Origin of the sequence: Halomonas saccharevitans (assembly GCF_900116405.1) — a bacterium.
In the GTDB taxonomy this organism is placed as follows: domain Bacteria; phylum Pseudomonadota; class Gammaproteobacteria; order Pseudomonadales; family Halomonadaceae; genus Halomonas; species Halomonas saccharevitans.
The window spans coordinates 23,554-48,476 of record NZ_FPAQ01000010.1 but is presented as its reverse complement, the minus strand read 5'-3'; the positions used below and the strand labels follow the sequence as shown (position 1 = coordinate 48,476).

The 24,923-nt window shown below is 69.0% G+C and carries 24 protein-coding genes; 6 read left to right on the top strand and 18 right to left on the bottom strand.

The annotated features are described in order from the left end of the window. Nucleotides 1–47 precede the first annotated feature (47 nt). From BM388_RS06515 to BM388_RS06450, 14 genes are all read right to left on the bottom strand, one after another. Entirely contained in the window at nt 48–467 is a 420-nt protein-coding gene (locus BM388_RS06515) for a protein tyrosine phosphatase family protein (RefSeq protein ID WP_089848390.1), read from the bottom strand. A 59-nt stretch (nt 468–526) separates the two neighbouring features. After that, nucleotides 527–1,441 (bottom strand): MBL fold metallo-hydrolase, encoded by a 915-nt coding sequence (locus BM388_RS06510; RefSeq protein ID WP_089848388.1) that lies wholly within the window; start codon nt 1,439–1,441, stop codon nt 527–529. Nucleotides 1,442–1,647: 206 nt separating this feature from the next. Beyond that, the gene (locus BM388_RS06505; RefSeq protein WP_089848386.1) at nt 1,648–2,559 is read right to left on the bottom strand and encodes an MBL fold metallo-hydrolase; all 912 of its coding nucleotides are present in this window, start codon (nt 2,557–2,559) and stop codon (nt 1,648–1,650) included. Nucleotides 2,560–2,634: 75 nt separating this feature from the next. Further along, a complete protein-coding gene (locus BM388_RS06500) occupies nt 2,635–3,282 on the bottom strand; it encodes a peroxiredoxin (protein ID WP_089848384.1) in 648 nt (215 codons plus the stop codon). Between the two features lie 208 nt (nt 3,283–3,490). After that, a complete protein-coding gene (locus tag BM388_RS06495; protein ID WP_089848381.1) occupies nt 3,491–3,679 on the bottom strand; it encodes a YgaP family membrane protein in 189 nt (62 codons plus the stop codon). A gap of 29 nt (nt 3,680–3,708) precedes the next feature. Next, entirely contained in the window at nt 3,709–4,182 is a 474-nt protein-coding gene (locus BM388_RS06490; RefSeq protein ID WP_089848379.1) for a DsrE family protein, read from the bottom strand. 69 nt (nt 4,183–4,251) lie between these two features. Continuing rightward, nucleotides 4,252–4,836: a rhodanese-like domain-containing protein gene (locus BM388_RS06485; RefSeq protein ID WP_089848377.1), complete on the bottom strand. Its 585-nt coding sequence runs from the start codon at nt 4,834–4,836 to the stop codon at nt 4,252–4,254. 187 nt (nt 4,837–5,023) lie between these two features. After that, nucleotides 5,024–6,433, bottom strand: a complete 1,410-nt coding sequence (locus BM388_RS06480) for an MBL fold metallo-hydrolase RNA specificity domain-containing protein (protein ID WP_089848375.1) — start codon at nt 6,431–6,433, stop codon at nt 5,024–5,026. 108 nt (nt 6,434–6,541) lie between these two features. Further along, on the bottom strand, nt 6,542–7,450 hold the full coding sequence (locus tag BM388_RS06475) for an HAD-IIB family hydrolase (RefSeq protein ID WP_089848373.1): 909 nt from the start codon (nt 7,448–7,450) through the stop codon (nt 6,542–6,544). A 218-nt stretch (nt 7,451–7,668) separates the two neighbouring features. Continuing rightward, nucleotides 7,669–8,937: a serine hydroxymethyltransferase gene (glyA, locus tag BM388_RS06470; protein WP_089848371.1), complete on the bottom strand. Its 1,269-nt coding sequence runs from the start codon at nt 8,935–8,937 to the stop codon at nt 7,669–7,671. 122 nt (nt 8,938–9,059) lie between these two features. Continuing rightward, on the bottom strand, nt 9,060–10,472 hold the full coding sequence (locus tag BM388_RS06465) for a hypothetical protein (RefSeq protein WP_089848369.1): 1,413 nt from the start codon (nt 10,470–10,472) through the stop codon (nt 9,060–9,062). A gap of 119 nt (nt 10,473–10,591) precedes the next feature. After that, nucleotides 10,592–12,019, bottom strand: a complete 1,428-nt coding sequence (locus BM388_RS06460) for a hypothetical protein (protein WP_089848367.1) — start codon at nt 12,017–12,019, stop codon at nt 10,592–10,594. Between the two features lie 7 nt (nt 12,020–12,026). Then, nucleotides 12,027–14,633, bottom strand: coding sequence for an ABC transporter permease (locus BM388_RS06455; RefSeq protein WP_089848366.1), 2,607 nt, complete (start codon nt 14,631–14,633; stop codon nt 12,027–12,029). Further along, nucleotides 14,630–15,346: an ABC transporter ATP-binding protein gene (locus BM388_RS06450; RefSeq protein ID WP_089848363.1), complete on the bottom strand. Its 717-nt coding sequence runs from the start codon at nt 15,344–15,346 to the stop codon at nt 14,630–14,632. The genes BM388_RS06455 and BM388_RS06450 overlap by 4 nt, the downstream gene beginning before the upstream one ends. Between BM388_RS06450 and BM388_RS06445 the strand changes: the two genes are divergently transcribed. Continuing rightward, nucleotides 15,345–16,034: an arylesterase gene (locus BM388_RS06445; protein ID WP_089848361.1), complete on the top strand. Its 690-nt coding sequence runs from the start codon at nt 15,345–15,347 to the stop codon at nt 16,032–16,034. The genes BM388_RS06450 and BM388_RS06445 overlap by 2 nt on opposite strands. On the opposite strand, the gene BM388_RS06440 is transcribed toward BM388_RS06445, so the two are convergent. Both BM388_RS06440 and BM388_RS06435 read right to left on the bottom strand, forming a co-directional pair. After that, nucleotides 16,025–16,915, bottom strand: a complete 891-nt coding sequence (locus BM388_RS06440; protein WP_089848359.1) for a DMT family transporter — start codon at nt 16,913–16,915, stop codon at nt 16,025–16,027. The two genes, BM388_RS06445 and BM388_RS06440, sit on opposite strands and share 10 nt — an antisense overlap. 11 nt (nt 16,916–16,926) lie before the next feature. Continuing rightward, nucleotides 16,927–17,196, bottom strand: a complete 270-nt coding sequence (locus BM388_RS06435) for an Rdx family protein (protein WP_089848357.1) — start codon at nt 17,194–17,196, stop codon at nt 16,927–16,929. Between the two features lie 56 nt (nt 17,197–17,252). On the opposite strand from BM388_RS06435, the gene BM388_RS06430 reads away from it, so the two are divergent. The 5 genes from BM388_RS06430 (at nt 17,253) to BM388_RS06410 (ending at nt 22,762) form a co-directional block, all read left to right on the top strand. Next, nucleotides 17,253–18,566 (top strand): MFS transporter, encoded by a 1,314-nt coding sequence (locus tag BM388_RS06430; RefSeq protein ID WP_089848355.1) that lies wholly within the window; start codon nt 17,253–17,255, stop codon nt 18,564–18,566. 117 nt (nt 18,567–18,683) lie between these two features. Then, nucleotides 18,684–19,118, top strand: coding sequence for a PAS domain-containing protein (locus BM388_RS06425; RefSeq protein WP_089848353.1), 435 nt, complete (start codon nt 18,684–18,686; stop codon nt 19,116–19,118). Between the two features lie 218 nt (nt 19,119–19,336). Then, nucleotides 19,337–19,540 carry a PA3496 family putative envelope integrity protein gene (locus BM388_RS06420; RefSeq protein ID WP_089848351.1) on the top strand — a complete coding sequence of 68 codons (204 nt, stop codon included), beginning with the start codon at nt 19,337–19,339 and terminating at the stop codon, nt 19,538–19,540. A gap of 90 nt (nt 19,541–19,630) precedes the next feature. Further along, nucleotides 19,631–21,292 carry an energy-dependent translational throttle protein EttA gene (gene ettA / locus BM388_RS06415; RefSeq protein WP_089848349.1) on the top strand — a complete coding sequence of 554 codons (1,662 nt, stop codon included), beginning with the start codon at nt 19,631–19,633 and terminating at the stop codon, nt 21,290–21,292. 132 nt (nt 21,293–21,424) lie between these two features. Continuing rightward, nucleotides 21,425–22,762 (top strand): DUF2254 domain-containing protein, encoded by a 1,338-nt coding sequence (locus BM388_RS06410; RefSeq protein WP_089848347.1) that lies wholly within the window; start codon nt 21,425–21,427, stop codon nt 22,760–22,762. A gap of 95 nt (nt 22,763–22,857) precedes the next feature. Here BM388_RS06410 and lpxL read toward each other — a convergent pair whose 3' ends face one another. Together lpxL and alr are read right to left on the bottom strand one after the other, a co-directional pair. Continuing rightward, nucleotides 22,858–23,775 (bottom strand): LpxL/LpxP family Kdo(2)-lipid IV(A) lauroyl/palmitoleoyl acyltransferase, encoded by a 918-nt coding sequence (gene lpxL / locus BM388_RS06405; protein ID WP_089848345.1) that lies wholly within the window; start codon nt 23,773–23,775, stop codon nt 22,858–22,860. 22 nt (nt 23,776–23,797) lie between these two features. Further along, nucleotides 23,798–24,901, bottom strand: coding sequence for an alanine racemase (alr, locus tag BM388_RS06400; RefSeq protein WP_089848343.1), 1,104 nt, complete (start codon nt 24,899–24,901; stop codon nt 23,798–23,800). Nucleotides 24,902–24,923 lie beyond the last annotated feature (22 nt).

Below are 24,923 nucleotides of genomic sequence, written 5' to 3'. Positions count from 1 at the left end.
TCATCGGTCGTGAACCCGGTTCCGTCGCGGCGCGGGGCGTCCGCCTGTCAGACCTTGAGCATCTCGCGGATCGGCTGCGGATCGTGGCCGGCCGCGTGAGCCGCGGCCAGCAGCGCCGGAATGTCACACCCGGCCTCGCGGCTGCGCGCATGGGCCCAGAGGTGCACGGCGCGCTTGCCGGTCCGGCAGAAGGCCAGGATCGGCGCGGGCAACTCGTCCAGCGACTGACTGAAGGCGGCAATATCGGTCTCGCCATAGTCGCCCGGCGTGACGGGAATACAGCGCCACGCGAGGCCCAGCTCGGCGGCCCGGGCCTTCAGGGGGCGGTCGTCGGGGTGGTCCTCGGCCTCGCCGGGACGGCGGTTACAGATCACCGCGCGGAAGCCGCGACGGGCGATCTCGTCGAGATCGGCGGGGGTCACGGCATCGGCGATGGCGAAACCGCTTTCGAGGTGTTGAATCTGCATGGGCACTCCTGTGGGGGATGGCATGTGCATGGGACCTCTGGCGACGGGACGACCCGGCCTCAGAACTTGTCGATCGGCACCTTGAGGTAGACCTGACCGTTCTCCTCGGCCGGCGGCATATGACCGGCACGCATGTTGACCTGCACCGAGGGCAGGATCAGCCGGGGCATGCCGAGGGTCGCGTCCCGCTCGGTACGCATCGTGACGAAAGCGTCCTCGCTGACCCCCTCGTGGACGTGCACGTTGTGGGCACGCTGCTCTGCCACGCTGGTCTCGTGCTGATACTCCTCGCGCTCCGGGGCCTTGTAGTCATGGCACAGGAACAGCCGGGTCTCGCCCGGCAGGGCCAGCACCTTCTGGATGGAGCGGTAGAGGGCGCGGGCATCGCCGCCCGGGAAGTCGCAGCGTGCGGTGCCATAGTCCGGCATGAAGAGGGTATCGCCAACGAAGGCGGCATCGCCGATCACATAGGTCAAGCAGGCCGGGGTGTGGCCCGGGGTGTGCAGCACCCGCCCTTCCAGATGGCCGATGGCGAAGGTATCGCCCTCCTCGAAGAGGCGATCGAACTGGCTGCCGTCGCGGGCGAACTCGGTGCCGGCATTGAAGGCCTTGCCGAACACGTCCTGCACCACGGTGATGTTGGCGCCGATGCCGGTCTTTCCACCCAGCGTCTCGTGCAGGTAGGGCGCGGCGGAGAGGTGATCGGCGTGGACATGGGTCTCCAGGATCCACTCCACCTCTAGGCCGTGGTCGCGTACGAAGGCGATGATGGCATCGGCGGAGCGCACGTCGGTGCGACCGGCGGCGTAGTCGAAGTCGAGCACCGAATCGAGGATCGCGCAGGCAGGGCTGTCAGGGTCCTGTACCACATAGCTGAAGGTGTTGGTGGGCTCATCGAAAAAGGGGGTGACGATAGGCCGGGTCCCGTTGGGCCGGGCCACGCCTGGCCGGGATGCGCGTGATTGCTGGGACATGAGGGACGCCCTCCATCGAATGTCGCTGCCGAATGTAGGATCAGCGTAGCGCAATACAAGTTCTAAGGATAGACCGTTTTGCTATACACATTCGTCGTGAATGGCCTTTCGACGACACCCCGCCCGCCATCAGCGAGGCCCGTCGCCGCGGCGACGGGCCTCGTGGTCGAGCGAGTCGTTCGGGCGCTCGCCCGACAAACACGGCCTCAATCCCAGTCGGCGCCATCCAGGGCGTCCAGCGGGATCTTGAGGTAGCGTTTGCCGTTGGCCTCGGGCGCCGGCAGCTGGCCGCCCCGGGTATTCACCTGCAGGGCGTGCAGGATCAGCTTGGGCATCGGCAGCTCGGCATCGCGCTCGTCGCGCATGGCCGCATAGTCGTCCTCGGTGACATTGCCGGCCAGGTGCTTGTTGCGCTCGCGCTGCTCGCGAACCGTGCTCTCCCACTGGGGCTCGCGGCCATCCGGCATATAGTCATGACCGGTGAACAGACGCGTAGCGTCGGGCAGGGCCAGGATCGCCTGGATGGAGCGCCACAGCTGATGGGCGTCGCCACCGGGGAAATCCGCTCGGGCCGTGCCGAAGTCCGGCTGGAAGAGGGTGTCGTGAACGAAGGCGGCGTCGCCGATCACGTAGGTGATCGAGGCCAGGGTATGCCCCGGCGAGAACATCACCCGCGCCTCCAGCTCGCCGATGCGAAAGGTGTCGCCTTCGGCGAACAGGCGGTCCCACTGGGAGCCGTCATCCGGGAAGTCGGGCCAATGGTAGAGCTCCTTCCAGAGCGCCTGCACCTCGACCACCTTCTCGCCGATGGCGGTGGGCGCCCCCAGCTGCTCCTTCAGGTACTGCGCCGCAGAGAAGTGATCGGCATGGGGATGAGTGTCGAGGATCCACTCCACCTCGAGCCCCTGCTCCTGGATATAGGCGAGCAGCTCGTCGGCATGGTGGGTCGCCGTGGCACCGGACTTCTCGTCGAAATCATGGACCGGGTCGATGATGGCGCACTTCCGCGTGGCCGGATCGCTGACCACGTACTGCACGCTGAAGGTGCGAAGATCGAAGAAACCGGCGACATCCGGCTGACCGGCGGCGCGGCTGCGAGAGAGTTCAAAGGTCTTCATGTTGGCCTCCTGACGTTGGGAAACGTGGCGCATGGCCAGTAAGCCCCGGCGAATGCCGGGGCCTGGAGCTCGGCGTTAGAGACTCTTCCTGCAGAAGTACCAGTCGACGTAGTCGTACCCCTGACCCTGGCGTGCCTCGGCTTCGGCATCGGTGGCGGGCGGCGGCACGATCACCGGCTCGCCCTGGTGCCAGTTTTCGGGCGTGGCCACGCCGTTGGCATCGCTGGTCTGCAGCGCCTCGACCAGACGCAGGATCTCGTCGACGGAGCGGCCGTTGGACATCGGGTAGTAGACCATGGCGCGCAGCACCCCTTCCGGATCGATCACGAAGGTGGCACGCACGGCGGCGGTATCGCTGGCGCCCGGCTGGATCATGCCGTAGGCGTTGGCGACCCGCATGCTCAGATCGGCGATGATCGGGAAGGGAATCTCGATGCCGAAATTTTCCTTGATGCTGCGCGTCCAGGCGATGTGGGCGTGCACGCTGTCGATAGAGAGGCCGAGCAGCTCGGTGTTGAGGGCCTTGAACTGGTCGGCGCGGGTCGCGAAGGCCGAGAACTCGGTGGTGCAGACCGGAGTGAAGTCGGCCGGGTGCGCGAAGAGCACCAGCCACTTGCCCTTGTAGTCGCCCAGGGACTTCACTCCTTGGGTGGTCTTGGCGGTAAAGTCCGGGGCCGGACGGTTGAGCTGAGGCATAACCGGCTGCTGTGCTGGCGTTTCCATGGTCGTTCTCCTTTGCGGGCCGTGGTGAGAAGACTCACCTTGATTACAGTTATAACTTTAGACCTAAGCAACATATAAGAACAATTGAGTCCCTCCATGGAGTCGATAGGGGGCCGGAGCGATTGCCTCAACAAAAAAGCGCCCGACTCGAAAGGAGTCGGGCGCTTCGGGGACATCGAGGGTGTCGACATCAGGGCTGGCGAGGGGACTATTTCACCTTGCAGGTGCTGATGCCAAGCAGAGAATAGGCCGGGCAGACATTGAGCAGCCCTGTAGCCAGTGGCAGCACCCCGATCCATCCCCAGACGCCGATCGTGCCGGTCAGGGCCAGCAGAATCAGCACGGCGCCGATCACGACACGGGCCGCCTTGTCGATACCGCCCACGTTGCGCTTCATGACGGACTCCTTAGGTTCGCTTGAACCACTCAGAAGGTATATACGGGAATGGCGGGGTCGCGCATCATCTGCGCCATCGGTCCCGGAGCCGCCACACCGACGCCCTCGCGCAGATCGGTCTCGCCGTATTCGCTGTTGGGCAGATAGATGGCGCAGACATCCACGCCGGCCCCTTTCTCCATCAGCATGCCCAGGATACCTTCCGGCTTGACCTGCCCAGCCGGATTGCTCGGGGGCGTATTGATCGCCTCGGCGCTCGCGAAGCCCTGGACGGCCAGATCGCCGGCGGCATCGCAGAGCAGGATGTGCAGGTCGGTGCCCTGCTGCTGCATGGCGTTGGAAAGGATCATCGCCATGCCCTGCGTCTGCAGCGAGTCGCTGGTGAGAATCACCAGGGCCTGGTCCTTGGACATGTTGCCGCCGTGGCTATCGGCGGTGGCCGCCCCGGCGAACCCGATCGTGGCGGCCGCGGCGGCCAGGGTCAGAGTCTTCTTGATGGTCATGCGCTCACCTCTTTGCGTCGTTCGTCATGACGGTCGGCGCCCCTATGGCGAAAGACCGTCGGGGAAGCGTCACTCGACCGGGCGCCAGGCGACGTCGGGATCGATCTCATAGCTCCAGGGCAACCCGGAGTTGCGCCAGCCGTTCACTGCGCGCACTCCCTTGGAATCGCCCGCCTCGAGCTTTCCGCCCTCGAAGCCGTCTGTGACCGAGTAGACCCGATTGAAGCCCATCTCGGCGATCGCATCAGCGCCGGGCGCGCTGCGGGTGGAGCCGGAGCGGCACATGACGATGATCGGATCGTCCTCGGCCACGTCCAGAGCCTCCAGCTCGGCACGCACCTGAGCCTCGAAGTCGGCATTCTTGACCATCGGCCAGGTCTTGGCGTCTGCGTTGAAATGGTCGCGATCGGCCAGTACCCAGGGCACGTGGATGTCGGTCGGCTCGGCGAAGCCGGTGAACTTGATCTCCACGGGGTCACGCACGTCGATCAGGATGGCCCGATCGTTATCCTGCATCAGCTCATAGGCCTCGCTGGCGGTAACATAGAGCCCCAGCTGCGTTTCCCGATAGGCTGCGACCTCTTCGGCCAGGGCCGGACCGGCGGCCAGCATCACCGCAAGCAGGCAACCCGCTAGACCATGCGTCTTTTTCATAACAAATACCTCTAAGCAAATAACTTTATGCACAGTCGAGCCTAGACCATGCCCGGCGCGTGCGCATGAGGCATGTCGCCGCACCTTGAGCCAGATCAAGTATTCACCCCTCATGCCCATGCCGCTCACCGCCCGGCGTGCCCGCAGTGCGGCACGGAGACAGTGCGCGTCGAGGGAGGATCAACCCCTAGAGTTCGATGCGATCACCATAGGCGGGAATCTCGGCCTCGATACCGCTCTGTTCTAGGAGCATCTGCAGCGCCCGCTGGGCGCCGGGTTCGCCGTGCACCAGGTAGGCGCGCGGCCGATGGCGGAAGGCGCCGACCCAGCCCAGCAGCTGGGTCTGGCCGGCATGGGCCGAGAAGCCGCCGATGGTGTGCACCCGCGCCTTGACCGCCAGGTCCCGGCCCATCACGCGGACCCGCTCGGCGCCGTCGACGATCTGGCGGCCCAGCGTGCCCCCCGCCTGGAAGCCGACGATCACCAGCCGGGTGCTGGGCTTCTCGAGGTTGTAGCGGAAGTGTTGGAGGATGCGTCCGCCGTTGCACATCCCGGCGCCGGCGATGATGATCGCCCCGCCGTGGATGCGGTTGATGGCCATCGACTCCTCCACCGTGCGCGTCATGCGCAGTATCGGCAGGTAACGGTGGGTATCGCCGCTGGCGGCCACGTTGAGCACCTTGAGGTCATCGGGATCCAGGGACTTGCGGGCGCGGTGGTAGAGCTCGGTGACCTTGATCGCCATGGGGCTGTCGAGAAACACCAGCTGCTGGCGCAGCCGGCCCTCGTGATAGAGCACGCTCAGGTGGTAGAGGATCTCCTGGGTACGCCCCACGGCGAAGGCGGGAATCAGCACGTTGCCGCCCGCCGCATGGGCCTCCTCCAGCACCTGGGCGAACTCCTCGAGTGTCTCGTCGAGGGGACGGTGGTCGCGATCGCCGTAGGTGCTCTCCATCAGCACCAGATCCGCCTCGTAGAGCTTCTCGGGATCCTTCATCAGCACCGAGCTTGGGTTGCCCAGATCCCCCGAGAAGACCAGGCGCCGCGTCTGGCCGCCCGAGGGCACGGCCAGTTCGACGATGGCCGAGCCCAGGATGTGCCCGGCATCGTGGAACACCAGGGTAACGCCGCCAGGAAGCGAAACGGGCTGGCCATAGCCATGGGAGGTGCAGAGCGACAGGGTGCGCTCGACGTCCTTCAGCTCGTAGAGCGGCTCGATCAGCGGCTTGCCGTTGCGCTTGCGCCACTTGTTCTCCCACTCGACGTCCTTGGCCATGATGAAGGCGGCGTCCTGCAGCATGATCTCCAGCAGGTCGCGGGTGCCGCGGGTGCAGTGGATCGGCCCGTCATAGCCCTCGCGGACGAGCTTCGGCAGCAGCCCCGAGTGGTCGAGGTGGCCGTGGGAGAGCACCACCGCCTCGAGCTCGCCGGGCAGGCGGCCGAAGGAGCGGGCGTTGGCCGCGTCGGCGTCAGTGCCGCCCTGGTGCAGGCCGCACTCCAGCAGCAGCCGGTGGATACGACGATCGCCGTCTACCTCGAGGAGGTAGCGGGAACCGGTGACTTCCTTGACCGCACCCTGGAAGGTCAGTGTCGACATGGTCTCGCTCCCGGTGGCTGGCGTGACGGAAGCGTCGCCGCCTCGGCGGCACCCTCCCCTACTTCCAGCATAACGGACACGCGAGTCATCGGCGTCGACGCGGTATACCTAGCCGGCGTGACGGTGAAGGCTCGACCGGCGGCTCGCCCTCCCCGACCGAGCTCCGTCGGCGGCCGGCTCGCCCCGCCAGTAATCCATCCCCTCGGCCCAGCCGGCAGGGCCGGTGGCATCGCTGCGATAGAGCGATGCCTGATCCGGCGTGATCGCCAGGTCATGACAGCCACGAATCACCACCGCCTGGTCGACCGCCTCGAGCATGGCGATGTCGTTGGGGCCATCGCCCAGCGCCAGGGTCCGGGGCCGGCTGCCGCGCAGCGCCGCGAAGCGCTCTATCAGCCAGGCGACGGCGCTGCCTTTATGGCAGTCGCCGGTGACGTGCCAGAAGCGCCCGCCTCGCACCAGGCGCAGGCCATCGCCCTCGAGCCCCTCGCGGAAGGCCGCGAGGCGCTCGTCCGAATCTTCCCAGATCAGCGGCTCGCTGCCCTCGCGAAGACGCGCCAGGCGGGCCTGTGGTTCCGCCAGCCCGGTGAAGGCGACCAGCGCCTCCAGGGTCATTTCGCTCATGGTGGTGAAGCCAAGTCCCAGCCGCTCCCGCCAGACCGCGAGACGCTGACGGATGAGGCCGATGTCGACCCCCAGGGTGCGAATCGCCAGGCCATCGGGGCCGGGCCCCCGATCGAGCCGGGCATGACTCCAGGCGAGAGGCAGGCCGGCCAGGGCGCCGTTCTCGGCGATGAAGGGGGCGTCCTCGAGGCCCAGCTCACGACGCAGCGGCAGGATCTCGCTGCGGGTCTTGCTGGTCACCGGGATCACCGGCACGCCCTCGGCCTTCAGCCGGCCGAGCCAGGGCCGGGCCGGTCCCCAGTCGTAGCTGTGGTGGTCGAGCAGCGAGCCGTCCAGGTCGGTGAAGACCAGACGGGGCGGGCATGCTGGGGGCGAAGCGGCTGAGAGGGTCATGGCGGGTCCGGCTCCAGGGTGGTGGACACGTCATGTCCCATGCAGGGGGCGTGCCAGGGAACGAGCGACGCGCCCTGCCGCGGATGCGTGGACCCTCGAGGCGAAAAGCGGCCGCGCCGATGCACCAAGAGCGCACACGAAAACGCCTCGCCAGGGTGCATCCTGGCGAGGCGTAGAGGCGTCCGCGGAAGGCGGCGTCGACTCAGTGGCGGCGCGTGTCAGCCACGATAGACGGGCAGGCGGGCGCAGACCGCCTCAACCTTGCCCTTCACCTCGGCCTCGATGGCGGCGGTGTCGGAACCCTCGGCCATGACGTCGAGGATGTCGCAGATCCAGCCGGCGAGCTCCTGACACTCGGTCTCACCGAAGCCACGGGTGGTCACCGCCGGGGTGCCGAGGCGCAGGCCGGAGGTCACGAAGGGGCTCTGCGGATCGCCGGGCACGGCGTTCTTGTTGACGGTGATGTGGGCGCGGCCCAGGGCGGCGTCCGCGTCCTTGCCGGTCAGGCCCTGCTTGATCAGAGAGAGCAGGAAGAGGTGATCCTCGGTGCCGCCGGAGACGATATCGAAGCCACGCTCGATGAACACCCCGGCCATGACCTGAGCATTCTTGACCACCTGCTGCTGGTAGGCCTTGAACTCGGGCGCCATGGCCTCCTTGAAGCAGATCGCCTTGGCGGCGATGACGTGCTCCAGCGGGCCGCCCTGGCCGCCCGGGAAGACCGCGGACTGCAGCTTCTTCTCGATCGCCTCGTCACCCTCGGCAGAGAGGATCAGACCGCCGCGCGGGCCGCGCAGGGTCTTGTGGGTAGTGGTGGTGACCACGTGGGCGTGGGGCAGCGGCGTCGGGTAGACCCCGGCGGCCACCAGGCCGGCGACGTGCGCCATGTCGACCAGCAGGTAGGCGCCCACCTCGTCGGCGATCTCGCGGAACTTGGCCCAGTCGATGATCTGGGAGTAGGCGGAGAAGCCGGCGATGATCATCTTCGGCCGGTGCTCGCGTGCCAGACGCGCCACCTCGTCGTAATCGATCAGGCCGCTGTCGTTAAGGCCGTACTGGATCGCCTCGTAGTGCTTGCCGGAGAAGTTCGGCCGGGCGCCGTGGGTCAGGTGGCCGCCGGCGTCGAGGCTCATGCCGAGGATGGTGTCGCCCGGCTTGACCAGCGCCTGGAAGACGGCGCCGTTGGCCTGGGAGCCGGAGTGCGGCTGGACGTTGGCGTAGCTCGCCCCGAACAGCTCCTTGGCGTAGTCGATGGCCAGCTGCTCGACGATGTCGACGTACTCGCAGCCGCCGTAGTAGCGCTTGCCCGGATAGCCTTCCGCGTACTTGTTGGTCAGCTGGCTGCCCTGGGCCTCCATGACCCGCGGGCTCGCGTAGTTCTCGGAGGCAATCAGTTCGATGTGGGCCTCCTGACGAGCGACTTCCTTCTGCATCGCATCGAAAAGGGCGTCATCGAAACCGGCAATCTGCATGTCACGGCTGAACATCGGCGGGAAACCTCGCATCACGGGAGAATCTGGGGACCACATGATACCCCAGGCCTCGGCGGCTTTCACATGAAAGCCGATCACGGGCCACCATCGAATCGTTCAAGCGCCCGGCCCTCGGCTCAGCGGCTCTCCACGCGCATCTCCAGGCGCTCCGGCAGCGCCAGGGGATCGGCGGAGAGCGCCTCGAGCTCGCTCTCGGCGGGCAGGGTCAGCGCGATGGCAAGCTCGCTGGCCTCGCCCGCCATCATCGCCACCATGCCGGAGAAGAGCGCCTCGATCTCCGGGCCGAGCATCATGCCGAACCCCTGGGCCTGGGTGCGAGCCTGCGCGAGGAATTCCGCCTCGCTCACGCCCTGGCTGGCCGCCATGATCGTCGGCAGCCGCTCGAAGAGCCCCAGATCGGTGAGCGTGGCATCGATCCGACCGCCGAGCAGGGTCAGCTCCTCCAGGCTTTCCATGCCGGCCAGGAAGTCGGCGGGCGTCACGCCTTCTGGCAGGCGCACCGGCAGGTCGGCGTCCAGCGCCCAGCCGAAGGCCTCGCCGGCGGTGAGCGTCAGCTCGCCCAGCAGGCGGCTGGCCGCCTCGCCCGACTCCCAGCGCCCGGAAGAATCGGCATCGATGCGCAGCCGCCCGCTGCCGTCGGTCAGCACGTTGCTGAGCATGCGCAGCCGCGTGCGCTCCGCCTCCGGGGCCAGGGCGATCATCCGTGCCAGGTCGAGATCCAGCGCCTCGAGCCGGAAGCCGCCCTCGCCGTCGGTCATGTCGCCATCGGCCTCGAGGGATGACAGGGACGCCACGAGCCGATCGAAATCGATGGCCAGGTCGCGCACCTCGAGGCGATCCAGTTCACGATCCTCTTCTGCGCCCGCAAGGCCGCGCAGCCCCTCCACCCGGGCGAAGGCCAGGGAGAAGGTGCCGCTGCCGAACTCGTCGTCGCCCGCGGCCTTGCCCTTCACCCCGCTGACCTCCAGGGCGTCGAGGGCATCGCGGCTCACCCCCGCGGCCTGCAGGCGCTCGATGGCGATCTGACCGCGACCCTCGCCGAACTCACTGCCCAGCTCCTGCCCGGCGAACTCGGCGACGAGCGCCTCGACGCTGAGCCCCTCGAACGTGACGTCCGCCGGCCAGGTCTCCTCATGCAGAGGAAGGACCGCCCGGGACGGCGCGTCGAGCAGCAGCGTCTCGGCGGCGAGCCGCGACTGTTCGCGACCGGGTGTCTCCAGGCGAATGCCCTCGATGCGCACCTCGTCGGGGCGGTCGTAGTCGCCGCTGACCACGTAGCGATCGAGCCACAGCTGCTGGCCATCGGGGCCGGCGAAATGCAGGTCGTGGGCGGTGACTCGGTCGCGAATCAGCGCCTCCTCGACCTCGCCGATCGCAAGCGTGCCCTCATCGGCGAACAGGGCCCGAAGATCGGCCTCCAGCCGCTCGGTCGGGCCGCGTTCGGTCGGGCCCTGTTCGTCGGCCAGCGCCGGCAGGGAGATAGACAGCGACAGCGCGGCCAGCAGGGCCTGACGGGTCATCGAATGCATGGGAACACCTCTCGAACCGGGGAAAATGGAATGGAACAGGGAAACAGGGAGTAGGGAACGCTGGGTGGGAAATGCAGTAATCCGGCAGTCTAGCCGCCTCGCGCCAGCCCGGGCCAGGCTCAGCACGGCGCGGCCAGGCGCGCTTCCAGCCGGCGGTTGATCTGCTCGAACAGGGCGAGCCGCGCCCGACGCTTGTCGTCGCAGGCGATCAGCGCCCACTCGGCGCCCGGCGCCTGGGTGCGGGCGAACATCTCGTCGATGGCCTCCCGGTAGTCCTCCCAGCGCGCGCGGTTACGCCAGTCCTCCTCGGTGAGTTTGTGGCGCTTGTGGGGCGCGGCGGCTCGGGCCTCGAAGCGGCGCAGCTGCTCCTCCTGGCTGATCGAGAGAAACAGCTTGCCGAGCACGGCGCCGTGGGCCAGCAGCTGACGCTCGAACTCGCGGATCTCCGCATAGGCGCGCCGCCACGCCGTCTCCGGGGCCAGCCCCTCGACCCGCTCCACCAGCACCCGGCCGTACCAGCTGCGATCGAACAGGGCGATGCGCCCATCGGCCGGCAGGCGACGCCAGAAGCGCCAGGCCCAGGGCAGCGCCCGTTCCTCATTGCTGGGGGCGGCGATGCGATGGACTCGGTACTGGCGGGCGTCCAGCGCCGCGGTGAGGCGATGAATGCCGCCACCCTTCCCCGCCGCGTCGAGCCCCTCGAAGGCGAGCACCACCGGGATGCGCCGGCGGGCCAGCTCCCGCGCGTTGCGGGCCAGCCGGCCCTGCGCCTCGGCAAGCGCCGCGGCGTAGCTCGGCTTCTTCAGCGGCGCACTCACCCGCGGCTCGGCATGGTGGATCGAGGGGGCCTCAAGGGCCTCGTCGACCGGCGCCTGTGCCAAGGCTCGGGGCGGGGTCGGAGCCGCGGTCAGGGTCTCGTGCAGCAGGCCCGCCAGCTGCTCGAGCTGCGCCGCCGGGTCACGGAAGGCGAGCCGGCGCCAGGGCGCGTGCTCGGCGGCCGTGGCCTCGCGCACCTCGCACCCCAGGGCGTCGATGACACCATGCTGCTGATGGCGCTGCCAGTCGCTGGCACCGAGCTGCCAGGCGCGCGCCGGGTCGGCCTGCAGCGCCTGCATCTCGCGGTGCTGGACGGGCCGCTCGATGTCCATCCACAGCTTGAGCAGGACCACGCCCTCGGCGGCCAGCTCCGCCTCGAAGGCGCGGATCTCCGTCAGCCGATCCCGAAAGGCGCCCGGCGAGAGGCGTCGCTCGGCCCGGGCGAAGAGCGCATCGCCGTACCAGCCGTGGATGAAGATGCCGATGCGCCCGCGGTCGGGCAGACGACGCCAGAAGCGCCACCAGTAGGGGCGCTCCTGCTCCTCGCTGCTGGGCGCCAGGGCGTGCACCTCGGTGTGGCGGTTCTCCAGCCAGTGATCGAGCTCGTTGACCAGCCGCCCCTTGTGGGTGACGGCGTGGCCGGTCAGCAGCACGATCACCGAGCGCTCCCGGCGACGCACGAGGTCGAGCTGGGCCTCCAGCAGGCGGGCGCGCAGGGTGTGGGTCGTCATCGTCACCTCAGGCCTCGCCGAGCAGGCCGAGGCTCGCCGCCGGGGCCTGGCGACGCAGGCCCCGGGAGAGCAGGTGGCCGATGACGCCGATCAGCACGGCCCCCGCCAGCGGCAGGGTCAGCCACAGCCCCCAGTGGAAGCGCGGCGCCAGGTCGAACCAGGCGAGATAGATGCCGGCGGCGGCGAGCTCCGCCAGCAGGGCGCCCATCAGGCCGCTGGCGAAGCCGAGCACGGCGAACTCGGCCGCCTGCATCCGCGAGAGCAGCCGATTGCCGGCGCCAAACACCCGCAGCAGGCCGCTTTCGTGGGCCCGCACCGGCAGGCTCGCCGTCAGCGACGCGTAGAGCACGCTGATGCCGGCCAGCAGCACGAAGCCGAGCACCAGCTCCACCGCCCGGGTGACCTGGGTCAACACCTCGCGTACCTGGCCGAGGATCGCCTCCACGTCGAGCAGGGTGACCCCGGGGAACTCGCGCACCAGCTCACGCAGCAGGTCGCGGTCGTCGTCGCCGAGGTGGAAGGCGGTGATGAAGCTGTGGCCGAAACGCTCCAGCACCCCGGGCGGGAAGATCACGTAGAAGTTGGGCCGGAAGCTCTCCCAGTCGAGGCTGCGCAGGCTCGTCACCTCGCCAATCACCTCGTTGCTGCCGATGGTGAAGGTCACATGATCGCCGAGATCTAGGCCGAGTCGCGCGGCCAGGCCGTCTTCCACGGAGATCGGCACCGCCGAGTCGTCTGCACTCGAGGCGTCGACCGCCGGCCGCGGTTCGGCGGCGACCTCGTCGAGCCAGCCCGCCGGCTCGCCGGCCGCGAACCACTGCCCGGCCACCACCCGGTTGCCCTCGGGCAGGGTCTCGCGCCAGGTCAGGTTGAGCTCGCGGCGCAGGGCGTTGTCGCCACGCGACTCGGCCGGCACGACCTCCTGGGGGATCTCGCCGTCGATGGCGCTGATGCGCCCCCGGACCATGGGATAGAGGGCGCTGCGCGCGTCCGCCGCGCCGGCCAGGGCGGTCTCGAAGGCGTCCCGCTCCTGGGGCTGGATGTTGATGGCGAAGTGGTTGGGCGTATCCGCCGGCAGCTGGGCCTGCCAGGTGCTGAGCAAGTCGCCGCGCACCAGGGCGATCATCGCCACGGCGAAGAAGGTTACCGAGAAGGCCAGCAGCTGGCCGAGGCTCGCCCGGCGTCGCCGCGCCAGCTGCTGGCCCCCGAGGCGCACGGCCGTGATCAGCCCCTCCGCCTTGCCACCCTCCCGTGGCAGGCGCGCGGTGGCGCGCAGCACCAGGGCCAGCAGCATTCCGCCGAGCCCCCAGAGCACCGCCAGCATCAACAGGCCGCCCAGCAGCAGGCCGGCCGCGAGCCCCGGATCGCCGGAGTAGAGCCACAGCAGGCCGCCGAAGACCAGCGCGGCGAAGCCCACCACCAGCCAGGCCGAGGGCGGCAGCGGGTCGAGCTCGCGGCGCAGTACCTTGAGGGCGCTGACGCGCTTCAGGCGCAGCAGGGTGGGTCCGGCGAAACCGACCAGCACCGCCAGAGCGGTGAACACCCCGAGCCACAGCGGCAGCAGCCCCGGGGCGGGTAGGCTGAACGGCAGGAAGGCCGCGAGCAGCCGCACCAGCAGCGCCTGACCGGCCAGCCCCAGCAGCGCGCCCAGCGCCGAGGCCGCCAGCGCCAGCCAGGCCAGCTGCAGCACGAACAGCCGCAGCAGCTCCCGCTGGGTGGCGCCGAAGCAGCGCAGCAGCGCCGCGGTATCCAGGTGACGGTCGACGTAGCGGCGGGTCGACATGGCCACGGCGACCCCGGCCAGCAGCACCGCCGCGAGCCCCGCCAGGCCCAGGTACTTCTCGGCCCTCGCCAGGGCATTGCCCAGCGAGGGACGGTCGCGGCGCACGTCGCGCACCTCCACGCCTTCGCGGCGCAGCCGCTCGAGCAGCGGCTCTACCCGCGCCACCGCCTCGGCGCTGCCGGCGGCCAGCAGTTCGAACTCCACCCGCGAGCCCTCCTGCACAAGGCCGGTAGCGTCCAGGTCGTCGACGTGCATCATCAGCCGTGGATTGAAGCTGCCGAAGCCGGCCGACTGGTCGGGCTCGCGTTCGATGATCCCGCCAACCGCAAGCTCGGTCTGGCCCAGGCGGATGCGATCGCCCACCTCGAGCTCCATCAGCAGCGCCAGGCGCGGCGCCACCCAGGCCTCGCCCGGCGCCGGGCCGCGGGGCAGCGCCTCGATGCCGTCGCCGCGATCCACCCGGGCCGTGCCGTAGTGGGGATAGACGCTATCGACGACCTTGAGGCTCGCCGGCTGGAAGGCGTCGCCGCGGCTGACCATGGAGACCATGTCGACCTGGTCGGAGAGCGTCAGGCCCGCCGCCTCGAGGGCCTCGCGGATCTCGCTACCGAAGGGGCGCCCCTGCTCCAGCACCACGTCGCCGCCGGAGAGCTGGCCGGCCTGACGGGTCAGGCCGCGGTCGAGGCGATCGAGGAAGAAGCCGATCATGGTGGAGGCCGCCACGGCCAGCGCCAGCGCCAGCGCCAGGGCGCGTACGTCGGAGGCGCGCAGGTCGCGGATCAGGCCGCGCGCCGAGAGGCGCAGCAGGGTCGGCCAGGCGGTGCGACTCATGCCATCACCTCCTCGGGGGCCATCTCGACCAGCCGGCCGCCCTCCAGGCGCAGGCAGCGATCGCAGCGCCGCGCCAGGGCGTGGTCATGGGTCACCAGCACCAGGGTAGTGCCGGCTTCGCGGTTGAGGGAGAAGAGCGCCTCGATGATGCGCTCGCCGGTGACCGGGTCCAGGTTGCCGGTGGGCTCATCGGCGAATACCAGGTCGGCCCCGGTAACGAAGGCCCGGGCCAGGGCCACGCGCTGCTGCTCGCCGCCGGAGAGCTGCTTGGGGAGGTGATCCAGGCGCTCGCCGAGGCCGACGCGCTCGAGCCACTCCCGGGCCCGCGCCTCGGCACCGGGGCTCGGCGAGAGCTCCAGCGGCAGCAGCACGTTCTCCAGCGCCGTCAGGGTGGGCAGCAGCTGGAAGTTCTGGAACACGAAGCCCACCCGCCCGGCGCGCAGCGCGGCTCGGCCATCCTCGTCGAGGGCACGCAGCGACTGGCCGAACAGCGCCAGCTCCCCGCCGCTCGGCGTATCCAGCCCCGCCAGCAGTCCCAGCAGGGTCGACTTGCCGGCCCCGCTCTGGCCGAGGATCGCCACGCTTTCGCCGGGGAACACCGAGAGGCAGAGACCACTCAGAATGGTCAGCCGCCGCTCGCCGCTCTCGACCTGCTTGGAGAGCGCGTCGGCGTGTAGAATCGGGTCGATATCCGGGCGAGAGGAGATGGACATGGCGAAGGGCTTCCCTGTGAATGCGTTGGGCCGGCAGGCGGCACTGACGATCTCCGCGCTATGGCTGGCGCTTGCGCTGATGCTGGCCGGCGGGTCGGCGCTGGCGGCGTCGCAACCGGTGGTGCTGGTGATGGGCGACAGCCTGAGCGCGGCCTACGGCATCGAGCAGCGGGCCGGCTGGGTCAGTCTGCTGCAGACCCGCCTGGACGGAAAGGCGCGGGTCGTCAACGCCAGCATCAGCGGCGAGACCACAAGCGGCGCCGCCGCCCGGCTTCCCGACCTTCTCGGACAGCATCGCCCCGAGATCGTTGTCCTCGAGCTCGGCGGCAACGACGGCCTACGCGGTCTGCCGCCGGGCCAGATGCGCGCCAACCTGGCGCAGATGATCGAGCAAAGCCAGGCGGCGAACGCCGAGGTGCTGCTGCTCGGCATCGACATCCCGCCCAACTACGGCCGAGCCTACCGCGACGCCTTTACCGGGGTCTTCACGCGGCTCGCCGACGAACATGACCTGCCGCTGGTGCCCTTCCTGCTCGAGGGCATCGCGCTGGAGGACGAGCTGATGCAGGACGACGGCATCCACCCCACCGCCGCCGCCCAGCCGCGAATTCTCGAGAACGTCTGGCCCGCGCTCGCGCCGCTGCTCGAACAGAGCGGCGTGGCGCAGGCCGCGCTCGCTCAGGACTGAGCCGCGGGCGCGGGGCTCTTCTGCCACTGCTGCAGCCCCAGGCCGCCCAGTATCAGCACCAGGCCCACCAGGGTGGAGGGCAGGATCGGCTCGCCGACCACCAGGAAGAGCAGCAGCAGCGAGACCGGCGGCGAGAGGAAGATCAGGTTCGAGACCTTCGCCGTCCGCGACACCTTGTGCACCGCCAGCTGCCAGAGCACGAAGGCGATGCCCATCTCGAACAGCCCCACGTAGACCCCGGCGCCGAGCCCCGCCCAGCCGTGCCATTCGAAGCCCGGCCCGAGCACCAGCAGAAGCGTCAGCACCGGCACCCCGACGCTGAAGTTCTGCCACTGGCCGACCAGCGCCGGGCGACGATCCCGGGCGTTGAGCAGCCAGTAGAGCGCCCAGAACAGCGTCGAGGCGAGGGCCAAGCCGACCCCCAGCGGATCGGCGAAGGCCACGTCGAGCACCGCCCCGCGGGTAGCGATCACCCACACCCCCGCGTAGGCGATCAGCCCGGCGAACACGTCCATACGGGTCAGCCGCTGACCGAGAATCGGCACGGCCAAAAAGGCCATGGCCAGCGCCCAGGTGTAGTTGAGCGCCATCGCCTCCTGGCCCGGCAGGCGGTCGTAGGCGGCGAAGAGCACCAGGTAGTAGGCCACCGGGTTCATCAGCCCCGCCCAGGCCGCGGTGCGCCAGCCGCGCCTGAGTGCCTGGCGCATCAGACCCTGGCGCGCCACCAGCACGCCCATCAGCGCCCAGGAGACCAGCGAGGCGAGCCACATCAGCTCCAGCGGCGACATGTAGGCGAGCGCGACCTTGAAGGCGGTGGCCACGGTGGACCAGAGCGCCACCGCACCCAGGCCGAAGAGCATCGCCTGACGGTCTTGAGCCATGATCGACGGACTCATCGGTCGATGTGCCCGAGATCACGTTCGGGGTCGAGGCGATCGCGGACCGCCTGCTTGAGCGCCTTGACGTCGGGGAAGCCCCCGTCGCGCTTGCGCTCCCAGAGGGAGGCCTCGTCGAGGAAGATCTCGAAATAGCCCCCGTGGGCGGGCACCAGCTCGACCCCAGCCAGCTCCTCACCGAAGGTCGACAGCAGCTCCTGGGCATACCAGGCGCTGCGCAGCAGCCACTGGCACTGAGTGCAGTAGTGAATTCTGATGCGTGACATGGGACCTCGTGTGTCGCGACAATGGTGGCATCGATGATAACAGCCTGGGAGTTGTGATGGCCGGCCCCGAGATCAGCCAGACCCGCCTCTATGAGTGGCTCACCGGCGACGATGACAGCCGGATGTGCCGGGACATCCCCGACGAGGCCTGCCAGGAGCAGCCGCGCAACTTCTTCCTGCACCTCGCCGCTTCGCTGGGCAACAAGCTGGCCGATGAGCTCGCCAGCGCCAGGCTGGTGCTGCCCTGGCTCTTGGGAATGATTGGCGCGCCGTTGTGGATGGTCGGCCTGCTGGTGCCGATCCGCGAGGCCGGGGCGTTGCTGCCGCAGGTCTTCATCGCCGGCTTCATACGCCTCAAGCCCGAACGCAAGTGGGCCTGGGTGCTCGGCGGGGTGCTCCAGGCCATCGCCGCCGGGCTGCTCGCCCTGCTGGCCCTGTTCGGCCAGGGCGGCGTCGGCGGGGCGCTGGTGCTGGCGGCGCTGGTGGTACTCTCGCTGGCCCGGGGGATCTCGTCGATCGCCACCAAGGACGTGCTGGGCAAGACCATCGCCAAGCAGCGCCGCGGCACCCTGATGGGCTGGAGCGGCAGCGTGGCGGGGGGCGTCACCCTGGCCGCCGGCGGCGTGCTGGTGCTGCTCGGCGACCGCCCCGGCGAGCTGACGCTCGCCGCGCTGCTCGGCGTCGCGGCGCTGGGCTGGGCCGTCAATGCGTTCTGCGCGTCGCGCATCGAGGAGGTTCCGGGTGCCGTGGAGGGCGGCGAGAACGCCTGGGACAGCATCAAGACGGGCCTGCACCTGCTGCGCGACGACCATGACTTCCTGCACTTCAATATCGCCCGCGCCCTGCTGCTGGCCAGCGCCCTGGCGCTGCCCTACGTGGCGCTGCTGGGCCAGCAGCAGAGCGGCGCCGAGCTCGGCGGGCTGGGCATCCTGATCGTGGTCTCGGGGCTGGCCGGCATGCTGGCAAGCCCGCTGTGGGGCAAGCGCGCCGACGCCTCGAGCCGGCGGGTGATGCGTGACGGGGGCCTGGGGACCGCCGTCGGCTGCCTGCTCGGAGCGGCCTTCGCCTGGCTGCCCGGCGCCTGGAGCGAGGCCGTTTGGCCCTATGCGCTGGTCTATGCGCTGCTGGTGATCGTCCACTCTGGCGTGCGGCTGGGGCGCAAGACCTATGTCGTCGACATGGCCGGGGCCGACAACCGGGCCCTCTATGTGGCACTCTCCAATACGCTCACCGGCGTGCTGATGCTGGCCGTGGGTGGCATCGTGGGCCTGCTGGCCCAGTGGCTCGGCAGCGCCGGTCTGCTGGCCGTGCTGGCCCTGATGGGCCTGGCCGCCGCCGCCAGCGCGCAGCGCCTGCCCGAGGTGGAGTGATCATCGCGCCGAGAGGCGCGTTGAAATCCGGCCGCCGGCTAGCCATGATACTGCTAATATCCCCGCCCCCGCCGACGCCTGGATGCGCGCCGGGGCACCGCGACAGGAAGCCCCTGCATGAAACGATCCCCGCTGATCAGCCCGGAACTGCTGGAACGCATCGTCGATGCCTCTGAGGATGGCATCGTGGTCGCCGAGCAGGAGGGCGACGAGAATATCCTGATCTACGTCAACCAGGGCTTCGAGCGCCTCACCGGCTACAGCGCCGATGAGATTCTCTATCAGGATTGCCGCTTCCTGCAGAACGAGGATCGCGACCAGCCCGGGCTCGACGCCATCCGCCGCGCCATCAAGGAGGGACGCCCCTGCCGAGAGGTGCTGCGCAACTACAGGAAGGACGGCACCCTGTTCTACAACGAGCTCTCCATCACGCCGGTGCACGACGAGGACGACAATCTCAACTACTACATCGGCGTGCAGAAGGACGTGACCGAGCGCGTCGAGGCGCAGCTGGAGCTCGAGCGGATCAAGGCCGAACACGGCCTCTCCTGAGCCGCCCCGCGGTCCGCTCCCTCGGGACGCCCCACGAGCCACAAGGCGCCGGCGAAAAAAAACCGCCCGGGGCTTGCCCTCCTCCCGCCGTGACGATATATAGCCAGCAGGCAACACGCATTGCCGCTGGCGCTTCAGGTTCCACCTCGGGGACGCGAAGCGAATGATCGCTGTGCCGACGGCGCTGACCCTCGGCCCGGGCCATGGGAGGACATCGCATGAGCCATGAACCCCTTCTCGATACCCCCTTCGACGACGACCAGGACTACCTGAGCGCGGTCAACGACGAACCCGCCGACGCGCGCCCCGCGAGTCGCGCCGAGACCCTCCAGGCCCGCCGCCGCGTGGAGGCGCTGATCGAGGAGCGTCGCCTGCGACGCGCCATAGAGGATGACTGGCGGCTCGAGGAAGAGGAAGAATAACCCCGTCGCCGCGGCCCGGGGAGACTGGCCTTTGCCGCCCTCGGGCTCTATCATCGTGGCCACCGAAATCCTCCAACCAAGTGGCTCTACATGGCGCAATACGTCTACACCATGAACCGGGTGGGCAAGGTCGTGCCCCCCAAGAAGCAGATCCTCAAGGATATCTCGCTGTCGTTCTTCCCGGGCGCCAAGATCGGCGTGCTGGGCCTCAACGGCGCAGGCAAGTCGACGCTGCTGCGCATCATGGCCGGCGTCGACACCGAGTTCGAGGGTGAGGCGCGCCCCATGCCGGGCATCAACGTCGGCTACCTGCCCCAGGAACCCCAGCTCGACGACGACAAGAACGTCCGCGAGACCGTGGAAGAGGCCTTGGGCGAGATCAAGGCCGCCCAGGAGCAGCTCGACGCCGTCTACGCCGCCTATGCCGAGCCGGATGCCGACTTCGACGCCCTGGCCGCCGAGCAGGCGCGCCTGGAGAACATCATCGAGGCCTCCGACGCCCACAACCTCGACCGCAAGCTCGAGGTCGCGGCCGAGGCCCTGCGCCTGCCCGCCTGGGAGGCTCGCGTGGGTCACCTCTCCGGGGGCGAGCGTCGCCGCGTGGCGCTGTGCCGCCTGCTGCTCTCCGGTCCCGACATGCTGCTGCTCGACGAGCCGACCAACCACCTGGACGCCGAATCGGTGGCCTGGCTGGAGCGCTTCCTGCACGACTACAGCGGCACCGTGGTGGCCATCACCCACGACCGCTACTTCCTCGACAACGTGGCGGGCTGGATCCTCGAGCTCGACCGCGGCCAGGGCATCCCCTTCGAGGGCAACTACTCGGGCTGGCTGGAGGCCAAGGAGAAGCGCCTCGAGCAGGAGGCCAAGCAGGAGGCCTCCAAGAACAAGGCCATCAAGCATGAGCTGGAGTGGGTGCGCAGCAACGCCAAGGGCCGCCAGGCCAAGAGCAAGGCGCGCCTCAACCGCTTCGAGGAGATGCAGTCCGGCGACTTCCAGAAGCGCAACGAGACCAATGAGATCTACATTCCGCCCGGACCGCGCCTGGGTGACAAGGTCATCGAGTTCCACGACGTGGCCAAGGCCTTCGACGGCCAGCTGCTCTACGAGAACCTGTCGTTCAGCATCCCCAAGGGGGGCATCGTCGGCATCGTCGGCGGCAACGGCGCCGGCAAGTCGACGCTGTTCAAGCTGATCACCGGCCAGGAACGGCCCGATAGCGGCGAGGTGGTGATCGGCGAGACCGTCGACATCGCCTACGTCGAGCAGCTGCGCGATGCGCTGGACGACAAGCAGACAGTGTGGGAATCAGTCTCCGACGGCCAGGACATCCTCAACATCAACGGCTATGAGGTCTCCTCGCGGGCCTACGTGGGTCGCTTCAACTTCAAGGGCAACGACCAGCAGAAGCGTCTGAACGAGCTCTCCGGCGGCGAGCGCGGGCGCCTGCAGCTGGCCCAGACCCTCAAGCAGGGCGCCAACGTGCTGCTGCTCGATGAGCCCTCCAACGACCTGGACATCGAGACCCTGCGCGCCCTCGAGGAAGCGCTGCTGGCCTTCCCCGGCTGCGCCCTGGTGATCTCCCACGACCGCTGGTTCCTCGACCGCATCGCCACGCACATCCTCGCCTTCGAGGGCGAGTCTCACGTGGAGTTCTTCGAGGGCAATTACACCGAGTACGAGGCGGACCACAAGAAGCGCGTCGGCAACGACACGCCGCACCGCATGAAGTACAAGCGCATCGACGCCTGATCGACGCGCGAAGCGAACTCACCGCCCCCTCGCCCACCGGCAGGGGGCGGTTTGCATTGTGGGGAGCGATGGAGGGGTTGCCGAAGCCGACCTGGCGGGCCATAAGGGGACTCGTCCCGCGAGGAGTCGCCCATGAAGCGCTTGCTGTCCTGGCCCATCCGCCTGCTCAAGGCCTTCCGGCAGAGCATTGCCTACCTGCCCACCCTGCTGGCCGGGGCCTACGCCCTTGCGAGCCTGGTCGCCCTGCTGCTGCCGATCTCCGACGACCGCCTTCCGACCCTGCTCACGCTGCTCGGCCTCGAGGCGCCGGAGAACACCCAGGCGCTGCTCGCCGCGCTTCTCGGCGGCATGATCTCGCTGATGGTCTTCAGCTTCTCCATGGTGATGTCGGTGCTCTCCCAGGCCGGCGGGCAGTTCTCCCACAAGCTGGTGTTCGGGCTGATCTCGGAGCGCCCGCATCAATGGGTGCTGGGCCATTACCTGGGCACCATCCTCTTCATCCTGATGCTGCTGATGGTGCCGGACGTCGCCGAGGGCGAGGCGACCTGGCGCTCGCTGGCGATCTATCTGGCCTGCGCCATGGTCATCCACTGCCTGGGGCTGTTCGTCTACTTCATCCACAACGCCTCGCAGTCGATCCAGATCGACGCCGTGGCCACCGACCTGCACCTCACCACGCTGGCCTCCATGCATGCCCTGCAGCGACGCCAGCAGGGCCAGGAGTGGCGCATCCTCGCCGTCGCCCCGGCATCGGGCCATGATCACCATCCCGTGGCCGCCCGCCGCGCCGGCTACCTGCAGAATGCCGATCTCCCCGCGCTGGCCGAGCTGGCGCGGCGCGCCAACGGCGTAGTGCACCTGCACTTCCGCTTCGGGGACTACGTGGTCGAAGGGCTGCCGATCCTCTCGCTGGAGGCCGCGACGGCCCCGCCAGCCGCCTGGTGCGACGAGGTGCGCGCCACCCTGGTCTACATGGAAGGCGAGGCGATCACCGAGCACCACGTGTTCGGCATGACGCAGCTGATGGAGGTCGCCCTCAAGGCGCTATCGCCGGGCATCAACGATCCCGGGACCGCCCGGCTGTGCCTGCATCGCCTGACCGATCTGCTGCGCCGGCGCCTGGCGTGGCAACCCTGCGATGCGCTCTTCGACCGCGACGGCATCTGCCGGGTGACCTGGCGAGTGGAGGACTTCGAGAGCCTGCTCTATCGACTCTTCCAGCCCATCCTGCAGCACGGCAGGCAGGAGCTGAGCATCGGCCTGGGCGTGCTCAAGGCCTTGAAGACCCTGTCGCTGTTCGCCGAGCCCGAGGATCTGGCGATCCTCCAGGCCCATGCCGACCGAGTGGTGGAGACGCTCTCACAGGCGGCGCGCCATCCGCTGGATCGCCGCTTCGTCGCGGCGCGCCTGGACGACGGCCAGCATCGGCTCAGGCTACCGGCCGACCTGCCCGGCCGACAGGGCGGCTGAGCCCCGGACGTTTCCATGGCGCGTCGCCTCGGCAGGGCACTGCCTTCCCGGTAGAACCCTGCCTCAATAACGTCATACCCCGATAAAGCCCTGCCTCAGTAAAGCTTCGCCTCCCCACGCGGGCGGGTCTTGAAGCGCCGGTGCAGCCACAGGTACTGCTCCGGGTGGCGGCGGATGGCCGACTCGATCACCGCGTTGACGCGGGCGGCATCGACCGCCTCATCGCCACTGGGGAAGTCCTCGAGTGGCGGCAGGTACTCCAGGGTGTAGGTGCGATCATCGGGATTGCGGTGGAAGATCAGCGGTATCACCGGCGCTCCGGTCATGCGCGCGATGCGCGCGGTCATGCGCACCGTGGCCGCCTCGACGCCAAAGAAGGGCGCGAAGACGCTGGCATCGCGGCCGAAGTCCTGGTCCGGCGAGTACCAGACCGCATGGCCGGCCTTGATCCGTCGCACCACGCCGCGCAGGTCGTAGCGATCGAGGATCGTATCGAAATACGGGGCCCGGGCGCGCGCCATGAAGCGATCGAAGAGCGGATTGTCGTGGGGGCGCTGCACGGCGTCGGCGCGAAAGTAGAGCGCATGCAGGGCGGCCCCCAGGTCGAGGGTCGAGAAGTGCACCCCCAGGATCAAGGCGCCCCGGCCCTGCGCCTGCAGCCGCGCCCTGTGCTCCTGCCCGCGGAAGACCACCCGGTGGCGCAGGTGCTCGTGATCCCGGCACCAGCCGGTCGCCGTCTCGACCAGGCCGATGCCGTTGGCGATGAAGCTCTCCCGAACGAGCGCGGCCTGCTGGTCGGCATCGCGCTCCGGGAAGCAGAGCCGGATATTGGTCTCGGTGATGTGCCGGCGGCGCCTGGCCAGGCGCCAGGCGGCGAGGCCAATGGCCTTGCCCACCCAGAGCTTCAGCCGCCAGGGCAGCCAGGCCACCGCGTACATGGCCCCGATGCCGAGCCAGGCGGGCCAGTAGCGCGGATGGGCGAAGGAGGTCTTGGTGGTGTCTTCCGTGGACATGCGGCTTCCCGTGGTGCGGCGATCAGTCCGCCCCATGATAGCGCCTGGGCACCCTCGGCAGCACCCCGGTGAGCAGGGTATAGCTGATGGTGTCGCAGTGGCGGGCCACCTCGTCCACCGACAGCACCTCGCCGCTCGCCGCCCGTCCCCAGAGCACCACCTCGCTGCCGATATCGGCCTCGGGAATATCGGTAAGATCCACCGTCAGCATGTCCATGGAGACCTTGCCGGCGATCGCGGTGCGCTGCCCTGCTACCAGCACCGGGGTGCCGTCGACCGCGTGGCGGTCATAGCCGTCGCCATAGCCACAGGCCACCACGCCGATCCGCGAGGGGCGCGGCGCCCGCCAGCGTCCGCCGTAGCCCACCGGCTCACCCGCTTTGATCTCGCGCACGGCGATGAGCTCGGAGCGCAGGGTCATCACCGGGGCGAGTCGCCGGCTCGCCGCGTTGGCGGCCTCCAGCGGGTCGCTGCCGTAAAGCATCACGCCGGGGCGATTCCAGGCGCCGTGGGAGGCGGGCCAGGCCAGGGTCGCGGGCGAATTCGCCAGGCAGGTGGGGGCGCCGAGCCGCGTCGCCAGGGCCTCCAGCAGCCCGAGCTGCTGCTCGAAGTAGCCGCTCTCCCGGGCATCGGCGGTGGCGAAGTGGCTCATCAGGTGCAGGTCGCAGGCGTGCCCTGGAGCCGCGGCGAGCCGCGCCCAGACCGCCTCGGCCCGCTCCGGCGGAAAGCCCAGGCGGTGCATGCCCGAGTCCACCTTGACCCACACGGGAATGGGGCGGGCGGGCCGGTAGGCGAGCAGCGCCTCGAGCTGCCAGTCGCTGTGCACCGCCATCCACAGCTCGAGCGCCTCGACCCGCTCGAGCTCGGCGGCCTCGAAGATGCCCTCGAGCAGCACGATGGGCGCGGTGATGCCGCCCTCGCGCAGCGTCTCGGCCTCCTCGAGGCAGGCCACGGCGAAGGCCGGCGCCAGGTCCTCTAGGGCCCGGGCACAGCGGAGCGCGCCATGACCGTAGGCATCGGCCTTGATCACGGCCAAGGCGCGGCTGTGGGGAGCGCGATCGCGGGCGAGGCGGTAGTTATGACGCAGGGCGTCGAGGTCGATATCGGCAATCAGCGGCCGGGCCATGATCGGAATCCTGTCGCGTCGA

Bases quoted from the DNA above. Each gene is read 5' to 3' on its own strand.
- BM388_RS06515 (WP_089848390.1), bottom strand. From the start codon at position 467: ATGCAGATTCAACACCTCGAAAGCGGTTTCGCCATCGCCGATGCCGTG.
- BM388_RS06510 (WP_089848388.1), bottom strand. From the start codon at position 1,441: ATGTCCCAGCAATCACGCGCATCCCGGCCAGGCGTGGCCCGGCCCAAC.
- BM388_RS06505 (WP_089848386.1), bottom strand. From the start codon at position 2,559: ATGAAGACCTTTGAACTCTCTCGCAGCCGCGCCGCCGGTCAGCCGGAT.
- BM388_RS06500 (WP_089848384.1), bottom strand. From the start codon at position 3,282: ATGGAAACGCCAGCACAGCAGCCGGTTATGCCTCAGCTCAACCGTCCG.
- BM388_RS06495 (WP_089848381.1), bottom strand. From the start codon at position 3,679: ATGAAGCGCAACGTGGGCGGTATCGACAAGGCGGCCCGTGTCGTGATC.
- BM388_RS06490 (WP_089848379.1), bottom strand. From the start codon at position 4,182: ATGACCATCAAGAAGACTCTGACCCTGGCCGCCGCGGCCGCCACGATC.
- BM388_RS06485 (WP_089848377.1), bottom strand. From the start codon at position 4,836: ATGAAAAAGACGCATGGTCTAGCGGGTTGCCTGCTTGCGGTGATGCTG.
- BM388_RS06480 (WP_089848375.1), bottom strand. From the start codon at position 6,433: ATGTCGACACTGACCTTCCAGGGTGCGGTCAAGGAAGTCACCGGTTCC.
- BM388_RS06475 (WP_089848373.1), bottom strand. From the start codon at position 7,450: ATGACCCTCTCAGCCGCTTCGCCCCCAGCATGCCCGCCCCGTCTGGTC.
- glyA (WP_089848371.1), bottom strand. From the start codon at position 8,937: ATGTTCAGCCGTGACATGCAGATTGCCGGTTTCGATGACGCCCTTTTC.
- BM388_RS06465 (WP_089848369.1), bottom strand. From the start codon at position 10,472: ATGCATTCGATGACCCGTCAGGCCCTGCTGGCCGCGCTGTCGCTGTCT.
- BM388_RS06460 (WP_089848367.1), bottom strand. From the start codon at position 12,019: ATGACGACCCACACCCTGCGCGCCCGCCTGCTGGAGGCCCAGCTCGAC.
- BM388_RS06455 (WP_089848366.1), bottom strand. From the start codon at position 14,633: ATGAGTCGCACCGCCTGGCCGACCCTGCTGCGCCTCTCGGCGCGCGGC.
- BM388_RS06445 (WP_089848361.1), top strand. From the start codon at position 15,345: ATGGCGAAGGGCTTCCCTGTGAATGCGTTGGGCCGGCAGGCGGCACTG.
- BM388_RS06450 (WP_089848363.1), bottom strand. From the start codon at position 15,346: ATGTCCATCTCCTCTCGCCCGGATATCGACCCGATTCTACACGCCGAC.
- BM388_RS06440 (WP_089848359.1), bottom strand. From the start codon at position 16,915: ATGGCTCAAGACCGTCAGGCGATGCTCTTCGGCCTGGGTGCGGTGGCG.
- BM388_RS06435 (WP_089848357.1), bottom strand. From the start codon at position 17,196: ATGTCACGCATCAGAATTCACTACTGCACTCAGTGCCAGTGGCTGCTG.
- BM388_RS06430 (WP_089848355.1), top strand. From the start codon at position 17,253: ATGGCCGGCCCCGAGATCAGCCAGACCCGCCTCTATGAGTGGCTCACC.
- BM388_RS06425 (WP_089848353.1), top strand. From the start codon at position 18,684: ATGAAACGATCCCCGCTGATCAGCCCGGAACTGCTGGAACGCATCGTC.
- BM388_RS06420 (WP_089848351.1), top strand. From the start codon at position 19,337: ATGAGCCATGAACCCCTTCTCGATACCCCCTTCGACGACGACCAGGAC.
- ettA (WP_089848349.1), top strand. From the start codon at position 19,631: ATGGCGCAATACGTCTACACCATGAACCGGGTGGGCAAGGTCGTGCCC.
- BM388_RS06410 (WP_089848347.1), top strand. From the start codon at position 21,425: ATGAAGCGCTTGCTGTCCTGGCCCATCCGCCTGCTCAAGGCCTTCCGG.
- lpxL (WP_089848345.1), bottom strand. From the start codon at position 23,775: ATGTCCACGGAAGACACCACCAAGACCTCCTTCGCCCATCCGCGCTAC.
- alr (WP_089848343.1), bottom strand. From the start codon at position 24,901: ATGGCCCGGCCGCTGATTGCCGATATCGACCTCGACGCCCTGCGTCAT.